Origin of the sequence: Brachybacterium sp. HMSC06H03, assembly GCF_001807385.1 — a bacterium.
GTDB lineage: Bacteria > Actinomycetota > Actinomycetes > Actinomycetales > Dermabacteraceae > Brachybacterium > Brachybacterium conglomeratum.
In genome coordinates this window covers 1-2,822 of sequence record NZ_KV788893.1, presented here as the reverse complement: position 1 = coordinate 2,822, position 2,822 = coordinate 1, and the positions used below count along the sequence as shown (strand labels likewise).

2 protein-coding genes are annotated in these 2,822 nt (G+C 76.4%); both read right to left on the bottom strand.

The window, feature by feature from the left end; all coding sequences use genetic code 11:
- The coding region (locus tag HMPREF3159_RS12220; RefSeq protein ID WP_141748212.1) for a UvrD-helicase domain-containing protein at nucleotides 1-1,333 on the bottom strand (1,333 nt) is incomplete at its 3' end.
- Nucleotides 1,330-2,822: PD-(D/E)XK nuclease family protein (locus HMPREF3159_RS12215; RefSeq protein WP_141748211.1), on the bottom strand; the 1,493-nt coding region annotated here is incomplete at its 5' end. The genes HMPREF3159_RS12215 and HMPREF3159_RS12220, both read right to left, overlap by 4 nt.

Below are 2,822 nucleotides of genomic sequence, written 5' to 3'. Positions count from 1 at the left end.
CGGGGCCGGCGCCGTCCCCGGCGTCGCGTCCGTCCTCGGCGCGACGGGCGAGGATCCAGTCCGCGATCGCCCTCGCCTCGGCCCGCTCGTCGGCCGCCTCGAGGATCTCGCAGGCTCCCTCCCCCGCGCCGGGGCGGGGGTGCAGCTCGGGGATCTCGATCCCGGCGCCGGCGGCGCGCAGCGGGGCGGCGACGCGGTTCGCGACGGCGAGCACGGCCTCGTCGTTGCGCCAGGAGGTGGACAGGGTGCGCTGGAGGACCGGCTGCGCCTCGGTCGCGAAGGCGTCGGCGAAGCCGGCGAGGGAGGCGGCCGAGGCGCCGCGCCAGCCGTAGATCGCCTGCTGCGGGTCGCCGACGGCGCAGGCGGCGTGGCCGGGGCCGAAGAGGTCGGTGAGCATGCGCAGCTGGGCGACCGAGGTGTCCTGGAACTCGTCCAGCAGCACCACGCGGTGCATGCGACGGGCGAGGGTCGCGGCGGCGGGGACCTCGCGGGCGATGCGGGCGGCGAGGGAGACCTGGTCGGAGAAGTCCAGCGCGGAGTCGGCGGTGCGGATCTCGGCGAAGCGGCGCAGCAGCGGGATCAGGGCCAGACGCTGCTCGAGCTGGTCGATCACCTTCGCGACGTCCTTCGGGGTGGTGCGCCTCCTGCCCTCGACCTGCAGCGGGATCTGGGAGAGGTGGTCGCGGATCTCGCGCAGATGCGCCTCGAGCTGCTCGGGGGTGACGAGGTGGTCGGCGAGCGAGGAGCTCAGCGAGAGCAGGGCGGCGGTGAGCGTGGCCGGGGAGGCCTCGAGGTCCAGGGAGTCGTCCCAGCCCTCGACGATCTCGTGGGCGAGCTGCCAGGAGGCGGAGGCGGACATCATGGTCAGGTCCGGGTCGATGCCGACGGCGAGGGCGTGCTCGCGCACCAGGTCCAGGGCGAAGCCGTTGTAGGTGTGGACCAGGGGGCGCTGGCCGACGAGCTCGTCGCCGCCGCGCTCGAGGCCGGGCGGCAGCTCCTCCCCGGCGCCGCGGAGGGCCGCGGCGAGGGCGGCGAGGCGGGCGCCGATCCGCTCGCCGAGCTCGTGGGCGGCCTTGCGGGTGAAGGTCAGGCCCAGCACCTGGCGCGGCTCGACGATGCCGTTGGCGATCAGCCACACCACGCGGGAGGCCATGGTCTCGGTCTTGCCGGAGCCGGCTCCGGCCACGACGAGCATCGGCGCGAGCGGCGCCTCGATGACGGAGGTCTGCTCGGCAGTGGGCGGAGGCTGCTCGAGCAGGGCCGCGAGCTGCGCGGCGGAGTACCGGGCGGCAGGAGCACCGGGGGCGGAGACATGGACGGAGTCAGTGGTCACAGCTGCTCTCCTTCGGGCTGGAGCGGGCAGCTGGAGCGCACCGAGCAGTGGTCGCAGTGCGCGTTGCGACGCGCGGTGACGTGCTCGCCGGAGACCTCGCGGGCCACGTCGCGTACCAGCTCGTCGAACCACTGCGGGTGCTCGGCGCGGGGCAGCGCGGTCTGGGTGCGCACCGCGGCCTTCTTCCCGCCGGTGCCGACGTAGACGAGCTGGGCGCCGTTGAGCCGCTCGGGGGCGTCCTCGCCGAGCTGCTCGGCGAGCGCCCCCTCGCGCACGGCGGCCTGGTAGGCGGCCAGCTGCAGGTCCTCCTCGGCCTTCGCGGCGGACTTCGCGGTGCGGCCGGTCTTGAGATCCACGACCCGCAGACCGGTCGAATCGCCCTCGATCCGGTCGATGCTGCCGCGCAGGCGGACGCGGTCCAGCGCCACCTCGAAGGGCGCCTCGACGGCGAGAGGCTCGCCGGCGACGCGGAGGTGCTCGGTGAGCAGACGGGCGGCGTCCTCGGCGTGGCGCACGCGGCGGCGGCCGGACCAGGTGTCGGTGCCGGGCATGCCGCGCAGCAAGGTGTGAAGCTCGTCCAGGAGGTCGACCTCGCCGCGGGGGTGGATCTGGGCGAGGTGGTGGATCGCGGTGCCGAGCAGCTGGGCGGGGCCGCCCGCGCGGGTGCCGCCGGCGCGCTCCATCAGCCAGGACTGGGGGCAGTCCACAGCGCGCTCGAGCGCGGAGGGCGAGAGGGTGATCGGGTCGTCCGGGCCGTGCAGCGGTGCGGTGGAGCTGGGCTGCTGGTGGTACCAGCGGCCGGGGTCGGTGCCGGGGGCACCGGCGCGGCCCAGGGCCTCCAGGGCGAGGGCCGCGTCGCGGGAGCGGACGGGGTCCTCCTCGTGCAGACGGCGGCGCAGCGCGGCGACGAGGCGGCGCGCGTCGGGGGCGGGGCCGGGGTCGCGGCGCAGCACCTCGGGGTCGATCCAGGGCTCCCCCGCCGCGTCCTGGAGCACATCGAAGAGGGCTGAGGGCTCCTCCTGCTCGCCCTCGATCGCGGTGAGCAGCACGCGAGTGCGGGCGCGGGCGAGGGCGCTGACGGCCAGGCGCAGCTCATCGGCGAGGACCTGCTCGCGCTGCAGGGCGCGCAGCGCCTCGGGGCCCGGGGCGGGATCGGCGGCGCGGGGTCCGGCGAGCAGGGAGAGGTCCGCGGCGCCGAAGAGGGTCGAGCGCAGGCGCAGGTCCGGCCAGGCCCCCTCCTGGAGACGGGCGAGGACGACGGTGTCGCGATGCTCGCCGGCGAGCTGGGCGGGGGTGAGCACGTCGATCCGGCCGCGGGCGGCGGCGGCCGGGGCGAGCGTGTCCTCGACGACGGCCTGGGCGCGGATCTGCTCGACGAGGTCGAGGGCTCCGGCGCCGGGGCGGCGCTCGGTGAGGCGCTCGGCGGCGGCGAACAGCTCCAGCAGCGCGTCCAGCCTCGCCGCTGCCATCCGGGCGCGGGCGCCGTCCA